18 protein-coding genes and 2 pseudogenes are annotated in these 19,355 nt (G+C 38.8%); 5 read left to right on the top strand and 15 right to left on the bottom strand.

Translation table 11 applies throughout. The features are described 5' to 3' along the window. Positions 1-125 precede the first annotated feature (125 nt). Positions 126-821 (bottom strand): annotated as a pseudogene (locus Selli1_RS16700) (replication initiation factor domain-containing protein); the annotation flags it as partial. Positions 822-1,315: 494 nt separating this feature from the next. Here Selli1_RS16700 and Selli1_RS16695 point away from each other — a divergent pair. From Selli1_RS16695 to panD, 5 genes are all read left to right on the top strand, one after another. Then, positions 1,316-1,987, top strand: a complete 672-nt coding sequence (locus Selli1_RS16695; RefSeq protein ID WP_004847061.1) for a type II toxin-antitoxin system RelB family anti-toxin — start codon at positions 1,316-1,318, stop codon at positions 1,985-1,987. A gap of 440 nt (positions 1,988-2,427) precedes the next feature. Continuing rightward, positions 2,428-3,321: a Rossmann-like and DUF2520 domain-containing protein gene (locus tag Selli1_RS16690; RefSeq protein ID WP_009306604.1), complete on the top strand. Its 894-nt coding sequence runs from the start codon at positions 2,428-2,430 to the stop codon at positions 3,319-3,321. Next, positions 3,296-4,123 (top strand): 3-methyl-2-oxobutanoate hydroxymethyltransferase, encoded by an 828-nt coding sequence (panB, locus tag Selli1_RS16685; RefSeq protein WP_004847068.1) that lies wholly within the window; start codon positions 3,296-3,298, stop codon positions 4,121-4,123. The genes Selli1_RS16690 and panB overlap by 26 nt, the downstream gene beginning before the upstream one ends. Positions 4,124-4,134: 11 nt before the next feature. Continuing rightward, the gene (panC, locus tag Selli1_RS16680) at positions 4,135-4,980 is read left to right on the top strand and encodes a pantoate--beta-alanine ligase (RefSeq protein ID WP_004847070.1); all 846 of its coding nucleotides are present in this window, start codon (positions 4,135-4,137) and stop codon (positions 4,978-4,980) included. A gap of 13 nt (positions 4,981-4,993) precedes the next feature. Then, positions 4,994-5,374 (top strand): aspartate 1-decarboxylase, encoded by a 381-nt coding sequence (gene panD, locus Selli1_RS16675; RefSeq protein WP_004847071.1) that lies wholly within the window; start codon positions 4,994-4,996, stop codon positions 5,372-5,374. Between the two features lie 408 nt (positions 5,375-5,782). Here panD and Selli1_RS16670 read toward each other — a convergent pair whose 3' ends face one another. From Selli1_RS16670 to Selli1_RS16605, 14 genes and pseudogenes are all read right to left on the bottom strand, one after another. Further along, entirely contained in the window at positions 5,783-6,400 is a 618-nt protein-coding gene (locus Selli1_RS16670; protein ID WP_281874099.1) for a hypothetical protein, read from the bottom strand. Next, positions 6,375-7,034, bottom strand: a complete 660-nt coding sequence (locus Selli1_RS16665; RefSeq protein WP_281846042.1) for an acyltransferase — start codon at positions 7,032-7,034, stop codon at positions 6,375-6,377. Before Selli1_RS16665 ends, Selli1_RS16670 begins: the two co-directional genes overlap by 26 nt. A gap of 123 nt (positions 7,035-7,157) precedes the next feature. Beyond that, positions 7,158-7,979: a hypothetical protein gene (locus Selli1_RS16660; RefSeq protein WP_281846008.1), complete on the bottom strand. Its 822-nt coding sequence runs from the start codon at positions 7,977-7,979 to the stop codon at positions 7,158-7,160. Then, a complete protein-coding gene (locus Selli1_RS16655; protein WP_281846009.1) occupies positions 7,980-8,504 on the bottom strand; it encodes a KwaA family protein in 525 nt (174 codons plus the stop codon). A gap of 144 nt (positions 8,505-8,648) precedes the next feature. After that, complete coding sequence (locus Selli1_RS16650; protein ID WP_281874097.1) at positions 8,649-9,368, bottom strand: tyrosine-protein phosphatase; 720 nt, start codon at positions 9,366-9,368, stop codon at positions 8,649-8,651. Next, the gene (locus tag Selli1_RS16645; RefSeq protein ID WP_281874095.1) at positions 9,365-10,873 is read right to left on the bottom strand and encodes a tyrosine-protein kinase domain-containing protein; all 1,509 of its coding nucleotides are present in this window, start codon (positions 10,871-10,873) and stop codon (positions 9,365-9,367) included. The genes Selli1_RS16650 and Selli1_RS16645 overlap by 4 nt, the downstream gene beginning before the upstream one ends. A 6-nt stretch (positions 10,874-10,879) precedes the next feature. Further along, positions 10,880-12,289 carry a polysaccharide biosynthesis tyrosine autokinase gene (locus tag Selli1_RS16640; protein ID WP_281874093.1) on the bottom strand — a complete coding sequence of 470 codons (1,410 nt, stop codon included), beginning with the start codon at positions 12,287-12,289 and terminating at the stop codon, positions 10,880-10,882. Next, the gene (locus Selli1_RS16635) at positions 12,290-13,129 is read right to left on the bottom strand and encodes an immunoglobulin-like domain-containing protein (RefSeq protein ID WP_281874091.1); all 840 of its coding nucleotides are present in this window, start codon (positions 13,127-13,129) and stop codon (positions 12,290-12,292) included. Between the two features lie 139 nt (positions 13,130-13,268). Next, entirely contained in the window at positions 13,269-14,297 is a 1,029-nt protein-coding gene (locus tag Selli1_RS16630) for a response regulator transcription factor (RefSeq protein WP_281874103.1), read from the bottom strand. 48 nt (positions 14,298-14,345) lie between these two features. Beyond that, positions 14,346-14,462, bottom strand: a pseudogene (locus Selli1_RS16625) (helix-turn-helix domain-containing protein); the annotation flags it as partial. A 188-nt stretch (positions 14,463-14,650) separates the two neighbouring features. Further along, positions 14,651-15,460, bottom strand: a complete 810-nt coding sequence (locus tag Selli1_RS16620) for a response regulator (RefSeq protein ID WP_281874088.1) — start codon at positions 15,458-15,460, stop codon at positions 14,651-14,653. A 176-nt stretch (positions 15,461-15,636) separates the two neighbouring features. Continuing rightward, entirely contained in the window at positions 15,637-17,346 is a 1,710-nt protein-coding gene (locus tag Selli1_RS16615; protein ID WP_281874085.1) for a sensor histidine kinase, read from the bottom strand. 83 nt (positions 17,347-17,429) lie between these two features. After that, positions 17,430-18,665 (bottom strand): nucleotidyltransferase domain-containing protein, encoded by a 1,236-nt coding sequence (locus Selli1_RS16610; RefSeq protein ID WP_281874083.1) that lies wholly within the window; start codon positions 18,663-18,665, stop codon positions 17,430-17,432. A 17-nt stretch (positions 18,666-18,682) separates the two neighbouring features. Further along, on the bottom strand, positions 18,683-19,168 hold the full coding sequence (locus Selli1_RS16605) for a S24/S26 family peptidase (RefSeq protein ID WP_281874081.1): 486 nt from the start codon (positions 19,166-19,168) through the stop codon (positions 18,683-18,685). Positions 19,169-19,355 lie beyond the last annotated feature (187 nt).

Genomic DNA, 19,355 nt, shown 5'->3' with positions numbered 1-19,355 from the left:
ATCTGCTCTGCCAATGGCGGCCTTCCTCCCATGGTAAAACGCAGGCAGTACTATGAGGCTTTGGAGGTGGCTGCATAGTCAGTGATATCCTTGAGAAAAATGTGTCAACTAATCTTGACAATATCATTGTTTGCCAATAGCCCGAAAGCCAATTCGCCAAGTTCCAGCGGTCTGTCCTTGAATGTCATGGCAAAGGCATGAGCCTTATCATCACGCAGTTGCATTTCTGTCCGTTTCCAACTGCCGACTTCATCAAGTGTCTTATTATGCTTTGAACAGACTTCCTTATCTTTATCATAAAAACGGTAGGACAATCCCGATTTACCAGCACCGATATAAACAGTCTTTGCGGTGTCGAAATCATCAAACTTGCTTTCGTCAAAGTGGTAGCCCTCACTATTCGAGATAAATTCCTCTTTTTCGCATTTCTTCTTTATCTGCTCTATGGTAAAGAATGGTTTTTCGTTTTTATCATCAATGGCAATATCAAGTCTTGTGAAATGGAAGTTATCCAGTCCGTATCTTCGCTCACAGCGTCGGAACATATCCCCAAAGGTATAATTCCTATTGTTGAGAATACGGAAAATATCATCACAACCTCTGCCAGTCATAACAAGATAACAGCCTAGCCCCTGTGGGTTATCCTCTGTCTTTCTTGCGTCTCCCGATACATAAATATCTCCAACCTGCCAGCGTGCTTGATAAGTCTTGAATTTTATCGTTGCTGGATAAACATTGAAAATGTCAGTCGGTAAACCTAAAATGTGCATGATTACATCTTCAGCGGTTGCCGTTTCAAATACAATGCTGATGTAATCAATCTTAACGGATAAATTTTTGTGTGTAGTTATAGTGCATTTCTCCTTTCGTATGCCCCGTTTTTTGCGGGGTAAAAATCGTGTTTTTCCTTTATTTATCACAGTTTCTAGGTACTATGACATGTATACGCAGGGCGGTGTTACATATACGCCCTTTACGAGCGCCTAAAGGCGTTCCCTTTCTTCCTGTGTCTGTTCCGTTCTTAACGCTCACGAGCCTTGAGAGGCTCGTGGCTAAACGAAACAGCCCCAGTCAGAAACCCTATTTTTAGTCTGATAGTCCATGCTCATTCATGCTATCAAAGTGAAAACATCTCTTATATATGCTTACTCAAGTGTGTGATTGACCCTAGCGTGCTTAATCACTCTGTCTGATAAGATAATAACGCCACTAGAATTACTTGTCAAGAAGTTTCGATTGACTTTTCGATATATATTAAGTATGATATGCTTATAAATGACAATAAAAGCAACGAAAGGAGCGGTTATACTAAGTTATGGAGTATTATGAAAAGAAAATCAGTTTCTTAGGAGAAAACATACAAATCATAAGAAAACACAGGGGAATGAAACAACAGGAACTTGCCAATAAAATCGGTATCAATATGCAGAGCCTTTCCAAGATTGAACGAGGTGTGAATTATCCTACCTTTGATACATTGGAAAAGATAATGGACGTGCTGGGAGTAACACCGAATGAATTATTGTCGGGGGAATGGAAATATATTGACCACACCGAGCCATATATCATGGACGTTATCAAACGAGAACAGGATTTTAATGTTTCCTTAGATTATTTGTCTGAAAATGAATTTTTCAATGACGAAAAAGAATGTAGATTTTACATGGAAACTACATTGATTAGATACATTAGCAATTATCTTTCTAGTGAGGTAGTAGAGTTGGAAGAACTTATGGAAATCAAGCAGTTGATACAGCGTCAGAAATTGGAACGCATGATGAAAGTACATAAGGAAATGCGAGGGTTAGACCGATACAGAGAACAGCCCAAAGAGTATAAATATCACGACCCTTATGATGATTGGATATTCCGTCAGCTTGCAGATATAGACAACAGAAACAACATTCCCAACACTTCGCCACAATTAGATTTTAATGAAACGGACTATGAAGATTATCTAAAAGAGAAATGGAATAGAGGACTTTAATTTTCCTCTTGCATGAAAGATACAGCAAACAAAAAGCCCAATCAAGAGTGCAAAGCACCACCAATGGTGGTAAGGCTCTTTACAGGGTTCTTTCTTTTCTGTGGTGGGTAATCAAGCGAAAAATGAAGAAGTGTTTTGTCATGCTTTATATTTTTATCCCGACTTTGATAATTCAGATTGTGAAAATGATTAAATACAGAAAAGCTAAATAACACGATTTATATTAGCATCACTTTAATGATAAATTAGTTAGAGTGGTGCCTTATTTTTTTCTCTGTACAATCACTTAAATAGGTGCTATAGTAATGGGTAGATAGTATTCGAACAGAAACTATACCACATATTTTTTATTTTTAAACCATGAGGATTATATCAGTTTGAACGAGACCTCATCCATGCAGATTTTCATGATTGTCACTTCCCAGAAAGGAGTGATCGATATGAGAGCAGGATTTATCGGAGCGGGGAAAGTAGGATTTTCCCTTGGAAAATACCTGAAGGAAAACGGCGTAGAGATTACGGGTTACTTCAGCAAATCACCGGAATCAGCTAAATCAGCAGCAGATTTTACTAACACAAAACTATATAAGAGTATAGAGAATATCTTAAGTGACAGTGATACCCTGTTTATTACTGTGCCTGATGGACAGATAAGCAAAGTATGGGATTATATGAAGAATCTGGATATTAAAAATAAAAATATTTGTCATTGCAGCGGTTCGATTTCATCAACCGTTTTTTTTGATGGTGAAAACCTCGGTGCAAATATCTATTCGGTACATCCCCTATATGCAATAAGTGATAAGTGCGAATCATGGAAACACTTGAATAAGGCTTATTTTACTGTGGAGGGTTCGGCAGAGAATCTAGATGAGATTAAGAGTATCTTTGAGCGAGCAGGAAATAAGGTAATCGCAATGGGAGCGGAAAATAAATCTCTTTACCACTGCGGTGCAGTAGTTGTAAGCAATCTCGTAAACGGACTTTTTCAAGTGGGGGCTGAAATGCTTGTAAAATGCGGCTTTGATAAAAAAGATGCAAAGAAAGCCTTAGTGCCTTTGTTTACTGGAAATGCCGACACATTGGCAGAAAAAGGGGTTGCGGCTGCCCTCACAGGTCCTGTTGAGCGAAATGATTTGTCGACTATCACAAAACACATTGAAGCTATTAAGGCAGCATGGATAAACGAGTCTGAGGAAAAGGTGGGATATGAGATGATATATCTTTTGCTTTCAGAAAAGCTTCTCAGTATTGCACAGGAAAAACATTTAGACAGTGACTATTTGAAGATGACGGAGGTAATTAAAAATGAAAAACACAGTATCCACTTTTAAAGAACAGAAGGTTAAGGGCGATAAGATTACAATGCTGACAGCCTATGACTATTCGACAGCTAAATTGATGGATCAGTCAGGTATTAACGGTATTCTCGTTGGAGATTCTCTTGGCATGGTTATGCTCGGATACGAAAATACTTTGCCGGTAACAATGGAAGATATGATTCACCATACAAGAGCAGTTACAAGAGGTGCCAAAGATGCCTTAGTAGTTGGAGATATGCCGTTTATGTCATATCAAGTTTCAGTTGAAGAGGCCATGTATAACGCAGGAAGACTTATGAAAGAAGGAAGATGTCAAGCAGTAAAGCTAGAAGGTGGAGCCTCTGTTTGTCCACAGATTAAAGCTATTACAGCTGCTTCAATTCCTGTTATGGCACATATTGGACTTACACCTCAGTCAGTGAACGTTTTTGGAGGCTTTAAAGTTCAGGGAAAAAGTGAAGAGGGAGCAAAGAAACTCATTGAAGAGGCAAAAGCTGTTGAAGAAGCAGGAGCATTTGCGATTGTTTTGGAATGCGTACCTGCAAAATTAGCGGAAATTATTTCTGAAAGCATTAATATTCCTACAATAGGAATAGGTGCAGGATCTGGCTGCGATGGACAGATTCTCGTTTATCAGGACATGCTTGGAATGGTCTCTGACTTTACACCTAAATTCGTAAAACAATTCGCAAAGGTAGGAGATGTAATGAAAGAAGCCTTTGCTGCATATATAGAAGAAACTAAACAGGGAAGCTTTCCAGCACCTGAACACACATTTAAAATTTCAGAAGATGTAATTAACAAGTTATATTAGGAGATAGAACGATGAAAATAGTAAAAACCGTAGATGAAGTGAGAGTTATAGTCAAAGAATGGAAGAAAGAAGGTCTTACAGTAGGTCTTGTTCCTACTATGGGATTTTTGCACGAAGGACATAAGAGTTTAATTACAAGGGCTGTTTCAGAAAACGATAGAGTTGTTGTCAGTGATTTTGTAAATCCGACTCAATTTGGAGTAGGGGAAGATTTGGAAAGCTATCCGAGGGATTTGGAAAGGGATACTATGCTATGTGAGGAGGCAGGTGCTAATTTAATATTTAATCCTGAGCCGGAAAATATGTATTTTGACGATTTTTCAACATATGTAAACATAGAAAGTCTTTCAGAGGAACTTTGTGGAAAATCACGACCAATACATTTCAGGGGTGTAGGCACAGTAGTATCTAAACTTTTTAATATTGTAAATCCCGACAGAGCTTACTTTGGTCAAAAGGATGCACAGCAGCTTGCGATTATAAAAAGAATGGTTAGAGATTTGAACTTTGATATCGAAATTGTGGGCTGCCCTATAGTTAGAGAAGAGGATGGTCTTGCAAAGAGTTCAAGAAATACATATCTAAGCAAAGATGAGAGAAAGGCGGCACTAATTTTAAGCAAAGCAGTTAAGCTCGGAGAAGATATGGCAAAAGCAGGAGAAAAAGATACAGATAAAATTGTATCAGAAATGATTAAGCTTATTGAAACTGAGCCTATGGCGAAAATAGATTATGTTCAGGCTGTAGACGCTGTTTCAGTTAAACCGGTCAAGGAGATGACAGCACCAGTACTAGTTGCCATGGCAGTTTATATCGGCAAAACCAGATTGATTGACAACTTTATTTACGAAGGTTAAACGGGGGTTAAATATGACATTTGAAATGTTAAAGGGGAAGATACACAGAGCTACAGTAGTTCAAGCAGAACTTGATTATGTAGGAAGCATCACTGTAGACGAAGACTTACTTGACAGTGCCGGAATTTTGGAGTATGAAAAGGTAAGTATCGTAGATATAAATAATGGGAACAGATTTGAGACATACACAATTGCAGGAGAAAGAGGCAGCGGAATGATATGTCTCAATGGAGCTGCTGCAAGATGTGTTCAGACAGGTGATAAGATAATCATAATGTGCTATGCACAGATGACTCCAGAAGAGGTAAAGAAAAATCCACCTAAAGTAGTATTTGTAGATGAGGATAACAAAATATCAAGAGTCGCAAGATACGAAAAACATGGTAAGCTATAAGACATGTAATTTGCAAATAAAAAAGGGCATTTCGGTAATTAAAAAATGTAAAAGGTGAAGAATATGTCATCTGCCCTCGTTGTGAGCAAGAAGTTTATAAAGAAGTAATAATTTATCCATTTTGTAACTTTGGCATAATGGCATGGCTTGAAGGAGAAAATGATGAAAATAGCAAACCAGTGAAAGATAAATCTAAGTAAAATCTCAGCTTAACAATTTAATATCTATATTTACAAAGCAGTTGGTCTTATGATTGACTGCTTTTAAAAAAGACACCGTTTAGGTGTGAGGTCTTTTTAGTGTTATTTATAGTCATATCAAGGCTCGTTTAATTATGGTAAATTCGTGGTAAAATGAGTGCTTTTCTATACTTCAAAATATTTGAAAGTATAGTGTTTATACGGATAATCAAAAATTAGATATAAAATTTATATAAATCTCATTTATTTTAAACACCGGAAGATTAGTAGGAGAAAAAAAAGATTCATCTTTTTTTTTGTTCAAAAAAGGATTTTTCAAGTAATCATATAAAATTACAGGGGTTGTCTCTTTACAAAAATCTACATTTGAAAAATGATAGGATTTAAAAAAATGATTATAAACCCGTTTTTGTTCAAATATTATTTGTTCCAGCGCAATATCATCATAAAATCTTATTTTTTTTTGATTAATATTGGCATAATAACAAAGCTTCTTTTTTACATTGTCTTTTATTTCTGATTGAGAAAAAAAATAAATCTCATCAGCATTACATAATTGTGCCATAACCAATGTTGGAGCAATGGTTTGAAGGGATATTTTATCACTATAATTTTTACATTCTGCCCAGTATAATGTTTCATCGTATTGAGCATAAAAATCTTTGCTTCCATCGTGTGTGATTGGTGTGTCGTGCCACGAAAATGATGGAAACAGTTCTTCCAGCAACATAAAGACAAGTTTTTCAAATAATATACCAGAATAGATTTTTTTTTCTTTCCTATATTCTACAAATTCATTTTCAAAAGCTTCTGTCAGATATTTCATAATACTCCTCGGCATCAGACGTTATGTTTTCCCATTGTTTCATTTTATGACTATATTTACGAATCACTTTTGCCGGATTACCAACTGCTACGCTGTACGCCGGAATATCTTTTGTTACAACAGAATTCGCACCGATAACCGCATGTTTTCCGATATGTACAGCTTTAATGATACGCACACCTATTCCGATAAATGCTTCCTCTTCTATAATGGTTTTCCCAAAGATCAATTTCTGTTTTAATATACTCTCATGTTCTACTCCACGATACTCATGCTCAGCATCAGTTATAAAAACATGGGAAGATAATGTTACATTCTTTTTGATATGTACAAGATTTGCAGCAAATATCTGACAATCTTGTTCTGCATGAACATTATCTTCAATAATGATGCGAGGGGTAAAGTACTGGTCATTCATACATTTTATTGCATCCATACGCAGGCGCTCCCGGAAAGTTACATTTTCTCCGATTGAAATACATTTTTTATTATTTACCAACATCGGAAAATATATTAAAGAACCTTTTCCGAACCGGGCATATTGATATCTGTTTGGGAAATAGGTTAAAAGTCTGTATAGAATCATTTTTTTTGCTTTCATATTCTTTTTAAAAAACATAATTATTTTTTTCATAAAATGTACCTCATTAAATAATTTGTGGCACACGTATTATAGCACGACGTGTCTATAGAAAGAAGAAATAGATAAAGGATAACTGCTAATTATCCTTCATTTCTATGTTACATTTGTTCTGATTCACGCCATCCGAATTATCGAATTCGCAATCCGTTTTTCTTCCCCGTCAGGCGTTGTGTAGAATCTCTGATCTATGCCATATAAAAGTAATTTCAGATCACGCTCTGAAGAAATTCTGAACCGTCCTTCCGCAGATACTAATTGCGGGCAATAATCCTTTATAGAATCCATGATAATTTTCTTCTTTTTTCTTTTCATATGTTTCATAAGTTCAGTAGCCATCGCAATTCTTTTACGATTCGCTTTTTTTACATTTTCGGCAGAGAAATTATCCAGTTCAATAAAGTCATTATCCAGGAAATTGCATGTTTCTTCTTCCGTAGCTTCCCGATACAGCATATCAATTCCTTTAAAAATAGAACAAATACTACTCAAATTTTTAAAACACAATTTATCGCTTTCTTGTATATATATTGCATCCGGGATTTTATGAATTACTATTTCCTGACACTCCTGCTTAAATGTAGCTGTTTCACTTAATATAATTTTCTTCTTCTTCACCAGATTTGTTGGCGAAACCTTTTGTAAGAAGAAAACATTTTCTTCAATATAGCATAAGTACTCAATATCAGAAAATTTGCTTTTTTCCAGTAACTCATAGGAAGTCGACGAAAATTCTCTTTTTAAAAGTGGAATACAATAATCCTGGCTGGAAAATCTGTTGACGCAAAACCAGCACTCTTCATCAAGGTTGTGATCTGGAATAAATTCTACTGTATTTTCCAGGTCTTCCGGTAACTCATATAACTTTTGGTTCGAAAATAATTTACGATATTTATTATCTCGTTCTCTTGTTTTTATCTTCACTATCGTGTGATTCACCTATCGTTCCTCCATATCAATATAAGTCGTTGTATTAATTCGTTTTAATGAACTAAAATAAATACTCTCTGTGTCACGCAACGTTTGTTTTGAAATAACGAAACATTTTATACCATTTACGTTGACCACGTAATAAAACTGAAAGCCAAATAAAAGAAATATAGGATTAAAATACATTGCTCTTGATAAATAGGTAAATATAAACACAATCCCATAAACAAACAACATCGTACAGTAGTCAGAAATTCCTAGTGCAACAAAAAAATATCCGAGATAAACCGGCAGAAATGTATTATTTGCCGATTCAATTTCTATTACACCATTTTCAATACTGTCATCCGATAAATATCGACACACAAATATACTAAATCTTGTCAGTATCAAAATAATCACACATAAACATAAAACAACGCACCATTTATTAATGCCAAAAACCAGATGACTTTCTATATTTGCAAAAAATACTACAAGCATTAACAATGTAGCATCCAATGTAAGCAATATATTGTACAACCGTTTAATCATTTTCCGCCCTCATTTCAAAAAAAGGGTAAGAAAACAAAAGAAGACTTCTCTTCTTTGCTCCTTACCCTTGATTAACCCTGTTTATTTTAACATATTTTGTTGATAATTTCGACACATTTTTATATTTATCTTGACTTATTTACTCTATTTTCTTCTCCCCACCACTTTTCTCGGATTCGTCACAAACAACTTCTTCGCCCGTTCCGTTCCATATTCTTTCTCTATAAATCGACAAACTCTTCCTAGTCCGCTTCCTCTTTCCCATACATGATGGGCATCGCTGGCAATAAAGTCCACCAGATCCATGTCCAGAAGACAGGTTGCACATCGGGCTGCTTTCTCCCCATGCGTTCCCGACAGACTGCTTTTATTTATCTGGAATTTCGCACCTTTCTTACATCCCTCCAATGCTAATTCCCAGTCCTTTTTCACACATTCGTAACGTTCCGGATGGGCAATCACCGGGATGTACCCCTGCTCCTTCACTGTCTGAATCCCTTCGAGAAGATTTTCTCCTGACGCATCAAAGAAGAATTCCATCAGAAAATATCTGCCTCCACAAAGAGGAAAATACTCATCTATGTGAATCAGAAACTCTCTTTTACTCTCATATAAAACTTCCATCCCCGGATGGAGAACGACCGGTATCCGCTCTTTCTCCACCGCATAACAAAGCATATCAAACTTCTCTTCCAGCAGATAATCGTTAAAATTAAAGAAACCATACGACGGCGCGCAGTGCGGCGTCAGTATGATTTCTCTTGTTCCCCCTTCGACTGCCTGTCTGATCAGTCGCAGGGCATCTTCCAATGTACCGGCGCCATCATCTACACCAGGCATAATATGTGTATGTATATCAATCATTCCTGATCCTCTTCTTTTTCTTTTCCTACTCCGTATCCTCTATGTCCATATCCATATTTTCCGTACCCGTATTTTCCATAGCTATACTTACCATAACCATAACGTCCGTATCCATATCCACCTCTCATCTCCGGACATTCATTCAATATATATCCAGAAACGACTGCTTTCTGGTTTCCTATGGATTTTAGTCCATCCCGTATTTTCCAGGAAGGAAGCTTGTCATATTTCACAACATAGAGAATCTCATCTGCGTATTCTGCCAGAATCGAAGCATCCTGAAACAATGTACACGGAGGACTGTCGATAATGATATAATCCATCCTGTTTCTCATTGTATCCAAAAATCTTCTGGCTCTTTTACTGCTCAAAACAGGTGCCGGCTGATCAGTCTTCTTTTCATTTTCAAGAATCCACACATCTGCTCCTTCCAGTTTTGTACCGTACCTTTCAAAGGCTTCCAACGCTTCCGACTCGCTTTTCGTGTTTCTGACATCTGAAAGTCCAAATGTCCCTTTTACCCCCAACAATTCTCCGTCGCTTTGTTTTCTGAGATCTCCATCCACCAGCAGAACCTTATTTCCATCTTTTCCGAGTTTATAAGCAAGATTGGCTGCCGTGACTGATTTTCCTTCCCCTGCAATAGTGCTTGTAATAAGAAGCACTTTTCCATGATTGCGATTCATGGAATTAAGAACCCTCGATAAAAGTACCCGGATGCTTTCATTGTATTCACCTGAAAGTCCCTTATTTGAAATGAAAACCCTTGTATCTCCGGTTTTACTCCGGGCTTTAAATCTCACTTTGGGAAGATGTGCCATACACCGGACACTGGTGATCTTTTTCATCTCTTCTGTGCTACGTACGTTTTTTATAAATAATGCCAACAGACCACAGATTGTTACTGCAATGAAAAGGCCTCCGCATGCCCCCATCAATAAGCTTTTTACCTTTCCATACTGGTTGCATGGTTCTGAAGGAATCGATGCTTCCGTCAACATTTCGAAGCTGATATTGCCCAACACGAAATATGCCGTCTCCGGATAAACTTCAATCGCCGCCGTCAGAATATCATACGCATCCTGTGGATCCGGGCTTTGCACTTTCATTGTGACAACATTTGAATTAGAAATTGTTTCCGCCGTAATCGTCCCGTTGATAGAACTGCTCTCCAGCTTTTCTGTCAGGACACTGCAGAAATAACTGCTTTCCAGAATATAAGGAAATGTTTTTGACATCTGATCAGCCGTGCTGTTGTCATAATAAAAACTGTAACTTCTGCTACCACTGCTTCCGGTAGCCACAGTGAATGTAGCACTACTCTCATACATCGGAGTCTGCAGAATATGCTGAAATCCAAAGACACCTGCTGCGCCGATCAGCACAAGTAAAATCACCATCCACCACAGACGCCGCAGGTTCTTCCATGTGTCAGCGATCAGCTGATACAGATCAATCTCTTCTCTCTGATTATATCCTTCCTTCATTTTTCTCTGGTCATCCATGAATATTTATCCTCTTTCTTTTCTTCCGGTTTCTCCATATGCACCATAGCTGCCGTATCGCCCTGTTCCAACCTGCCCCGACCACTCCCGGTGAAAGGCGTTCAGAATAAATCCTGCAAAGTCGCTTCCTGTCTGACGTACAATATCTACGGTATCATTAATAAGACGGACATCCGCCCAGTCTTCACGTACTACGAGAAGCACTGTATCTACAACAGACATCCAGACTTCCGTATCCGCTGATACCATGACAGGAGAACAGTCGATAATAATATAATCAAACTCCTGTTTCCATTCATGCAAAAGCACTTCCAAACGCTCTTCTTTCAGACACTGTTCCGGATGCTTTGCCGCTGAAAACTGGAACAATTCCCGGACACCTCGCGCTTTACCTGGATATACAGCTTCTCTCCAGCCATTTTCTTCTTTTAACACCTTTTCGAGGGAGATACGACTTTCATCCTTAATTTCAAAAATCTTATGCTGAGCCGGCTTCCTCAAGTCTCCATCCACCAGCAGAACCTTTTTATGCTTTTCTGACATGGACAATGCCAAATTTGCTGCTACAGTAGACTTTCCTTCATTTTCACCGACACTGGTCACGAGCAGGACTTTTTGACTGTTCTTCCGCATGTGATATTCAATCCTTGCCTCTGTCCTTCTTCCAGCTTCTGCATAATCCATACTGACAGATGGAGATGAAAGGATCAGCGCCTGTTTTGACTCTTTACGCCCACGCAGATCCATCTCTTTTCTTTCATAGGGAATCACGCCCATAATCTTCCCATCCAGCTGCGATTCTGCACTTTTTACATTCTTTACCGTAAATCGCATAACATAATAGAATGCGATCACTGCTGCCATACCTGCCGCTGCAAGCACCATAAGCAGGTATCTGTTTTTCAGCATCCATGATGTGTTAGATGGCGTATACGGAATATTTGGCTCCTGTACCATCTTCAAATCTGCATTGGAAAAAACCTGTCCCGATACCTCCTCATAATTTTCCAGGGCAGAGTAAAGATAGACATACGCCTGCCTCGGTTCCGGACTGGTGGCATGAAGCACAAGCAGATTGGTTTCTTCAATCAAAGAACAGGTGATCGTCCCATTAACATCCTCCCCGACATCTTCACGAATCTTTTCCCTCAGTGCTTCACTTTGAAAAACCTGCCCGTACACATCTGCCATCTGGGAGGCAACTCCAAGAGAAGAATAGGCATTGGACTGTCCTTTGACTCCGACTACCAAAGTTGCCGAAGACGTATACTCAGGCTCAAAAGTCAGATTGTGCCATGCGGTAGCCACACACCACATGGCTGCCGCCGCCAGAAGAATCATCCATAAATTTCTCAGAAGATCAGTACACAAGCCTCTGACACTGATTTCATTCAGACTAAATCTCTCTCTGTTCATCTAATCTTCCCCTCCATCTTCCACGATCACAGTCAGCCAGGTCTCTCCCTGAGATCCCTGATCATCCTTCACCTGATAATGGACTTCATAACACCCCGGAACATTCGGATTAACCCCGGAACTGATGGAAACTTTGTCCGTATCAATATTCTCTCCGCCTGCCCCTGTAACTCCGGTGATATATGTTTTCGGATCTATTTCCTGCCCCGCTGTGATGTAAACGATTCCCGTACTTAAGGTGATACTCATCTGCTGGCTGTCCGCAGAAACCACATGTACCGGAAGTGACTCCGATACAGAATCTCCATAACTATTTTCCACTTCAAAAGTAATAGAATACGTACCTGGGAACTGGTAATTCACATCTGATTCTTTCTGTACTATCCAGTCTTTCCGACTTCCATCCAGTACATCCTGTGCTCCGAGACGGCTCATTACTTCCTGACTGCTTCCCTCTCCTTCTACAAAAACGAGCGGTTGTGATAATGTAAACTGTGGGGAATGATAGTCCGCAAACTTTATCTTTCTTGTAAGAGAGGCCGACTGGCCTGAAGAATCAAACACCGCATAAGTCACATTACAAACTCCTTTTTCAATAAACCGCGACGGAGAACTGAACACTACCTGAGCAGTCAGGTCGCCTTCTTTTTCGTCCCATGCACGGATTCCTTCCATCAGCTCTTCTCTTGTATACTCACTTGTCACCTCGATCGTATCTGTTTCCGCTGTAATCTGCGGCTTCGTCGTGTCTCTACTTCCCAACTGAATCACTTCGGAGATGATAAAAGCCCCAAATGCCACGATACTGCATATCACTAAAATCGTCCTGATAATTCTCATGCCGTTTTTTCCTTCCAAATATTTGATTAATGTTTCTTTCTGTAAATTTTTTTACATTTATCTTTTAATACTATCACAAAATGATTGTCAAAGAACCACCCATCTCTCATGAAAAATGGGTGGTTCTCGGAAAATATTATTACTGCAGCATATACTTTTTCAAGTCTTTCCGATGCTCAATATGAAGCTTCTGAAGCGCCGTCGATATGTACTGTTTTACTGTATTCACAGAAATATTCATATGGTTTGCGATCTCCTGGTTTGTCCATCCCCTGGCTGCAAGCATGGCGGTTGTGAACTCTGTTGTTGTCAGATTGTCTGCTACCTCATGTCCGGTAATCGGATTATGAACTTTTCTCCATCCTTCTGCGAAACGGTAAGTAATATCAATAATCCTTTTAAAATCTTTCGGCCAGTTCGGTTTGATCACAGCCTCCAACATCCCGCCCAATAATCCATGATGCTCACCAAAAGCTTCGATGAGATCATCCTTCCTTGCAAGTTCCCAGGCTTCAAGAAGATGTTTACGTGCTTTTTCCGGCTGTTTCAGACTCATATAATCCATCACCGCTACCATATGTAAATAAATAGTAGGAATCGGATAAATCTTTTGCTGAATTGCAAACGCAGTTTCTATGATCCCAATACTTTTTTCATATTCTCCTTTTAAATAAATATAATGTGCCTGAACATACAGCGCAAATATCTGTAATCCCGGCGGTAATATTGCTAAAAACTCCTGAATCGGTGGAATTTCTTCCGGCATCGGAAGATGCAGAAGTACCACTGCCGCGAACGCAACAAATGCTTCCCCGGCATGATAAATAGCCGGCATATCCTTATTCACTGAAGCAAGCGTATTTTTCATTTCTACCAAAGAATGCCTTGCTCTGTGAATTTGACCTATCGTAAGGTTTGCATAAGCACAGATAAAACAAGCCGAAAGTTTCAGATCCAGCTCTTGGCTGTCGAGAAATAATTCTGCCTTCTTTACTGCTTTCTCCGATTTACCGCTGAAATAATAGTACTCTGCAAGAGCGATCTCTTTTCTCGGTCCGTCTTCCATATTTTTGATATATGTTTTACAACTGCCCGGTTCAAATGCTGTATTCATTAAAGGCATGAGATCCGAAAAAAGTATCTGTTTTTCTTGTTCTCTTTTTGACATAGAGGACTCTTTTTTCCTACGGATAGGCTCTGGCTTTATTGCATTTTCAGGAATCCTCCATGAACGCCCAAATTTATCTGCTCCGTCAATTCTTCCTTCAGAACAATATTTCTGCACCAAACGTCCAGATATCTTCCACTTTTCCGCCGCTTCCCGTACTGTCATATATTCCATTTTATCTCCCCTAACAACTGGTGTTTTCGTCATAATATGATTTCGTTTTTACGCAATTCGTGCCGTATTGCAACACTTCATCTTTCACTTTAATTTTTCTCAAATTGCTAAAAATCATATTTTTGGAATATATTATAACGCAAAATGTGTTACCAAAGTGTTACTTTCCGCAACAGTGTTTATAATGTCCCTTCTCTTTCTGACAATTCCAGCATGGCACTGGTTTCTTCTGCCCAGGAATATTCCTCCAGATACTTTCTTTCAAGTTTCCATTTTTTATATGCTTCGGGATTTCCCTTCAATAATACATAATAATCGCAATCTATTTTTATAATATCAATCCTGCAACTCCCCCTGTTCCCGTAAAAAATATCCTCTACACCTTGTTCTGACAGCACCTGTCTGATCTGCATTACAGCTTTCCGATATAAATTTTTGACACGATTGTCGTATTCACGTCCTTCCCACAACTTATCTACCGCTTCTTCAATCGTGACAGTGCCTCCTCGATGATCCACACACAGGGCAAGCAGTTCTTTTGCTTTTGAGTTCGGAAAATAGACTGTACTGTCAGCAACAAATACCTCGAATCTCGGAAAAGTTCTGATATACACTCTTTTTTTCTGACGAGCACTAAGAAGTCTGGCTCTTTCAAGCACTTCTTTAATATCCTCATTATCATATGGTTTCGTCAGATAATAATCTGCTTTGATCTTCAATGCATCCAACGTATATTGCTCATAACCTGTAATAAAAATAATTACCAGCCCTGGTGATAGTTCTCTCAGCTTCTCCGCCAGCTCCAGCCCGTTCATCTCCGGCATTTCAATATCCAAAAATGCAGCTTCTACAGAATGGTTTTCAATAAATTCCAGTGCCTGAACCGGATTTAAGAATGCTCCTGATAACTCTACCCATGGAATCCCTTCTATCTCAAACTGAAACTGCCTCAACGCAAGTTTTTCATCATCCACAATTATCACTCTCATTTGTCCCACTCCCTGTTGATCCATATTAAAAATATTCTTTTCCCCATTACCGATATGTTCTATTGGTATAATTATACAACTATTTCTTATTTCATTCAATATTTTTGTGTATTAAGCATATATCCATTCAAAAAAAGGGAAAGACACCAGTCTTACCCTATGTATTATAAATAATCCTAAATTTTATTTTTCAAAAAGACCACTTTTACTTTTGTTCCTTTACCCGGGCAACTTGACACCTCAAGCGTTCCTCCAGTAATTTCTTTTATACGGAACCGAATATTGGACAGACCTACATGAGAAGTAGTATCATCCAGACGTTGTGTTTCATTCCTTATCCCCAGAAGAGATGAGTCAAATCCCGTCCCATTATCTTCCACTTCCACAATATATGAATCCTTATCTTCATAACTTCTGATCAAAACGACCCCACCATTAATTTTTTTACACAGGCCATGTTTTACTGCATTTTCCACTATTGGCTGAATCGAAAGAGGAGGAACCATAAAACTCTTCACCCGGATATCCATCACAACATCGAGCCGTTCTTCAAAGCGAATCTTTTCTATATTTAAATATGCCCTGATATGTTTTAACTCTTCTGAAAAAGGAATCAGTTCTCTTTCTCCGATATTATCCAGATTCAAACGTAGATAGGTGGAAAAATCATAGACCATCTTCCTTGCTTTTTCCGGATCAATTATGATCAATGCCTGGATTGAATTTAATGTATTATATATAAAATGAGGTTTAATCTGACTGGTCATCAATTCTGCTTTTCCCTTTTTTAATCTTAGTTTAAGCTTCTGATTTTCTTTTATTTTCTGATAAACCATCAAAACACTGATACGCAGCAAATTTAAAGCATAGATCAGGAGCGTCATTCTCATCCAGATAGCCACCAGTTGATTCGTCTGATAGAAATACACGGTTTCCCATACTCCGGCGCATAAAATCAACAAAATACAGACCAGCTCTGACCCCATTCCTTTCCTCGTTTTTCTTGCTGCAAGACAGTAAATAACGACCGTATAAACAAGTGTAATTCCCACCATCGTATGAGTCACCGGTAGACATTCTACCAGATCAGGGCCACCTGTCAATGCAGAACACAGGCATATACTCCCGATACTAAAAGAAATATAAAATAACACCTTCGTTATCTTTCCTGAAATTTCTTTCCATCTCGCATATAAATATGCCGTAAGAAAAACCGGACAAAACAAAAGCGATACAAATGTAAAGTAATGCCACGCTTCTATCCCTATAAAAACTGCCGGCATTCTGGATTCACCACATAACCAAATGCAAAGATCAACGAGCAAAATTCCCAGACTGCACTGCCAGCCACAAATTTCATGCTTTTTGCTTATTATAAAAATCAGTATCAAAAGCAGACCGACAATTCCCACAAGAAGGCTAATGCCAAACACTATCGCCTGTACAGACATCACATAATTCACCAGTCCATCATAACTGCCATAACGTATACTACCAATTTTCCCGGAAAATCTCCCATATGGGGATTCAAGACTAATTCGTATCTGCTGACCTGCATGTGATTCTGATAAACGCACAAAATTCCAGACACTCGGTATCGCATTCCCGATCATCTTATGAGACGGATACTGATAAACAATCTCTTCCCCGATATATACTTTTACCCGCTGCATCCTGCTGCGAAAGACAATGCCCATTCCATCTTTTACATCCGATGGAAGAGTATTACTTAACACCACTTCTGTATTTTTCGGTACATCAAGTCCTTCAGGTGGAATAATTTCTCCACTTTTCTCTTCAAAACTGTATGTCCATCCTTCACTGCACACCTGAATTTCATCATGATCCGTCAACTTCTGGCGATGAGAAAATATCGCCAGAATCAAAAATATAACTATCAGGATTCCTGCTGTCAGCTCGGATACTCTCTTTACTCCCATATCACTTTCCTCTTACATCCAGACATCTCTCAAAGGCCGATTTTCTTTAACATCTGATATTCCCTGTAACTGCGGTTTCCATCGTTTTTCGTCATAGATCTGATCGTGGAAAATGTATGTTGTCTTCTCCGGAACAGACCGATCCATCCCCTTTTCACCCATGCTGCCGGGAGAAGCCATGTTTGCTTTTTGACCCCGGGAATAAACATGGACATATACTCTTTGCCCGGAAAAAGATAATGCCAAAACATTTTTATTGTTCTTTTCTGTTCCGTGTCTCTTCCTGTTCCCGGCTTTTCATAGGATTTTCGTCTATAAACATCTCCTATATTATGAGTTGCAAATCCAAACGTACCCCCAGCAACAACATACTCTTCCAGTTCATTCAAGACTTCTTCCGGCATCTCTTCTATGCCCCACCAGAAACCAAACCATCTGTTACACAAATTTCCTATAGTAACAGCCACCTTATCCAACGAAGCCTCCTTTAATAATCTTTCCTCCTCTTCTTTATCAAATGCCATACCGTAGTGTTTTAAGAAGATAACAAGATCCATAAACATACGCACACCTGCTCCTGTTGAACTTAAATGTTTCGCAATATGATAAATCAGAAAGCAAAAATGATATTCTTTTTTCAGGCACAGTTCCTCATCCTCTTCTATAGTCCGGTTCATTGCATCTGAAAAAAACTGCATATAATCAACGCCATTGGAAATATTGTTCCCGGCAATCCGGCTGTGCATCTCAATCACAACCATGCCTTTACTGTACACCCAGACATTGCCCTGGTCGGCACTGCAGGAATATCCCAGGTCAGTCATAATCTCATGTGCCCTGCTGCGGTCTTCCTCGCGGATCAGACAATCCAGATCTCCCATCGTTCGTGTTTCCGGAACAGGATAGTAAGAACGGATTTGGATCCCTTTAAAAAATATAACCGGTATCCCCTGTGACCGAAACGCTTCCTGAATTTCCTTTTTTCCAATTTCCTGATTGATCGATCTTGTCACCGCAAAGATATACTGCTGTCTCAACCAGTTCATCTGTTCCGGCCATAAGTCCACCAGCTCTTTTTCTCTCTTCCGAAACATGTAATATAACACAGGAGCCACACTGTGTATCGCCCCAAGATAACATAGATCGTCAAGCAGCTCCTCCGTCATAGGTGTGGCGAATGTGTCCATTTCCTGTTGATTTATGTAATCCTTTAAAATACTGAAAAAAGTCTGAATCGACTTTTGCGGTACCTGTCTTGATTCCATTTGCACGCTTATCTACCTCACAATTTTTTTATTCCTCGATATGCCTTAACAACATATTTTCTGGCAAATATGATCCGAATCCAGATATATCTGAAAAACAAAGCTTCGGGAGAAAATCCTGTAATCCATTTCCCTTTTCTCATAACTTTGTCTTCGACAGCTTCTATCTGATCTCTTCTGATCGGTCCCTCTGTTTCATACTGTGCATCGCCTGCAAAATAATACTCTCCATTCTTAACAGAACAAATCCTGTGCAGAACAAATTGTCCGGAAGTTCTTCTGAATAATGCGATCTTTCCTTTCTTCAGATCTTTTGGAAGTGGCTTCCTGAGCGAAATACAGTCTCTTTCACTGATCAGGAAAGGAGTCATACTGCTTCCCGAAACCGGAATCACAACTTTCCGGCCCTCCTTAACCAGCTGACACATATCCTCCAGAAATATTTCCGTATCCACAAGGATACTTCCATTGGCATTTCCCTGTCTCAGCGTTTTTCCTCTCAATACGCTACACCATCCTGTTCTACAATTTCATGCTCTCTCATTTTATATACTTTAGTGCACAGTATGTGTCAAGTAATCGTTGGCACTTTTTCTTCTTTTTTTGATATCAGTTTATTTCTTTTATTTTCAGACAATTCAGCTCGGACTTTATCTGATCATTTTATGTTTCTTTTTAACAGAATGCTCT

Origin of the sequence: Sellimonas catena (assembly GCF_027924685.1) — a bacterium.
GTDB lineage: Bacteria > Bacillota > Clostridia > Lachnospirales > Lachnospiraceae > Sellimonas > Sellimonas catena.
Note: the sequence above shows the minus strand (reverse complement) of the source record. Positions and strands in the feature narration are given on the sequence as shown.